2 protein-coding genes are annotated in these 2,582 nt (G+C 52.6%); both read left to right on the top strand.

What is annotated here, in order from left to right; translation table 11 throughout:
- Positions 1-295: 295 nt before the first annotated feature.
- Positions 296-1,059, top strand: a protein-coding gene (locus GVI59_RS18410) for an IS5 family transposase (protein WP_132012119.1) whose coding sequence is annotated in 2 segments (ribosomal slippage) — positions 296-629 and positions 629-1,059 — 765 coding nt in all. Because the reading frame shifts where the segments join, the coding sequence is not laid out codon by codon here.
- Positions 1,060-1,216: 157 nt separating this feature from the next.
- The gene (locus GVI59_RS18405) at positions 1,217-2,473 is read left to right on the top strand and encodes a type II restriction endonuclease (RefSeq protein ID WP_173575492.1); all 1,257 of its coding nucleotides are present in this window, start codon (positions 1,217-1,219) and stop codon (positions 2,471-2,473) included.
- Positions 2,474-2,582 lie beyond the last annotated feature (109 nt).

The raw sequence follows: 2,582 nt of genomic DNA, 5'->3' as shown, positions 1-2,582 counted from the left end.
AGGCTGGAAACTCATACGCGCCTGCGCTACACTCTGTCTGCATCGGGTTTTCTTGATGATTATGGAAATTTCTTTTCTACAAAACAGACTTTTTCATAATCTAACCCGATGTACAACCCTTCTGTGAGATTTCCGCGTCGAGACCCTCAGCGTCATTGTCGAATACGAAGACGATCTGATTCTGGACATCTATTTTAGCGAGACCTTCCGCGAACTTCACTAGGCTCAGGACCTATTAATTTATTGAACTGAGCGAGACGTTGTGATTCACAGGCTTACCAATGGAGGTGAGGCTGTGAGTGAGTTGTTTTTGATTTCGGAGAGGCAGATGGAACGGATCAGTCCATTTTTTCCTCTGGCGCATGGAGTTCCGCGTGTGGACGACCGACGCGTCCTGAGCGGGATCGTTTACGTGATCCGCAACGGTCTTCAGTGGAAAGACGCTCCGAAAGCGTATGGTCCGCACAAGACCTTATACAATCGCTTCATCCGGTGGAGCCGCCTGGGTGTCTTCGACCGGATCTTTGTGGCCCTGACGGAAAAGGCTGGCCGTTCGAAGCGTTTGATGATCGATGCAACACATCTCAAAGCGCATAGAACGGCAGCGTCCCTGCTCAAAAAGGGGCTTTTCCCCGCCATATCGGACGCACAAAAGGCGGCCTGAACTCGAAGCTTCATGCCGTCTGTGATAGCGAAGGCCGTCCTGTCCGTCTTCATCTGACGGCCGGTCAGGTTAGTGACTTCAAGGGAGCAGATGTACTTCTGACAGACCTTCCCGATGAGACAGAAGAGGTCATCGGGGACCGGGGATACGACAGTAATAAAATCAGGCAGTCTCTCGCAGAACGGAAGATCACCGCTTGTATTCCGCCGAAGAAGAACCGGAAATCAAAGCCACTTTACAACTGGCATCTATATAAAAAGCGCCACCTCATCGAAAACATGTTCGCAAAGCTCAAAGACTGGCGGCGGGTGGCAACACGATATGACCGCTGCGCACACACTTTCATGTCCGCTATCCACATCGCAGCAAGCTTCATCTTCTACCTCAAAGAATGAGTCCTGAGCCTAGAGAATTTTTTAATTCCAGATGTTTAGGGGAAATAAGTTCAAAGCGGGGGTATCATACCGCGCAACCTCTTGCGATTATCCGCATTGACGTGAGCCGCTGTTACAATCAGGCTTAGAAACGAATGTAATTTTAGTTTCTGGATTGATGACCGACCTGATTCTAGACCTTATCCTTCGCTGGCGGGACGATCCGGCAGGGACCTATCAGAGCTGGTTTCTGTGGGACGAACGTATCAAGAATTTTCGGTCTATCCGCCGTGGTCTGCAGCAGGTCGTTGCCGAGATAGCCGAGAGCACATTCGGGGTCGCCTATCGTGGTTCCTCTCTGGAAACGGTCGTCCATTCGATTGCGGAGCAGCGCCAAATTTTCAAGGGTGCGGATCACGCCTTCCTGTGGAAGCCGAAGCTACGCATTCCCGATATCTACGAAAATCCTGCAAACCAGAAAGCATTCGGGCAGCTTCTCGATACCTGCCTGTGTTGCAATACCGACGAGCACGTGGTCTCGGCCATCCACGCGATCGATGCCCGGAAGATAAAAGGGCTGGGACCAGCCGTCGCCAATCTGCTGTATTTCCTGCATCCTACGATCATGCCGCCTTTCAATACGGCAATCGTGAACGGCTATAACGCCTTAACCGGATCAAAGATGAAGTTGGGCCGATGGGAGGAATATCTTGCCATGCGGCAGGGCATTCTGAAGCTGAATGCGACCTATCGTTCGCTGCTGTCCAATGATCTGGGCGCTATCGGAGGACTGCTGTTTGATCTCGGAAGCGGACGCTATACAGCGCCACCTCTCAATGATGATGAAACAGCGCGGAAACTCTGGGAAGCCGATCTTCACCAGGTGAGGGAGCAGAGCGCAAAAGAAGCCCGGATACTCGCCGCAGAGCGGGAAACGGATCACACCCATACCGAAATTCAGGGTTGGCTTCGCGATCTGGGGCTTTCCCTAGGGTATGATGTCTGGATTGCTGCCAATGATCGTGGCCGTCCATGGCAGGACGGTAAATTGGGAGATGGCTGTCTGTCGATGTTGCCGGGGTTCACGACGGAAACGCAGGGAGCGGAATCCGTGCGCCTGATCGATGTTCTGTGGCTCGGTCGGGAAAGCCACAGGATTGTGGCAGCCTTCGAGGTTGAGCATTCAACGACCATCTATTCCGGCATCGTGCGGATGCTGGATCTTGCTCTCGGGTCAGAGGCGCAGGCCCTGGAGGGACTGTTCCTTGTTGCGCCGGATAAGCGGGAAGCCGATGTGCGGGAACAACTGCGGCGACCGGCTTTCAGCAGGATTGCCGATCTGAAAGTCCGGTATCTGCCTTACGGGGCGCTTGAGAAGGATCGTAAGGCCATTGAGCGCTTTGGGCAGGGTATGAAACCCATTCAAGCTATATGAGGCCATCGTGTGGAAAGTACGCTAAACAACGTTTAGCATGAACAGTAGAAGAACGTCTGGGTAGCGTGATCTTGTCTGAGGGCAAGTCGCTGTTTCTTTGTTGAACAAC

This window comes from Acetobacter sicerae, from assembly GCF_011516765.1.
Lineage (GTDB): Bacteria > Pseudomonadota > Alphaproteobacteria > Acetobacterales > Acetobacteraceae > Acetobacter > Acetobacter sicerae.
Note: the sequence above shows the minus strand (reverse complement) of the source record. Positions and strands in the feature narration are given on the sequence as shown.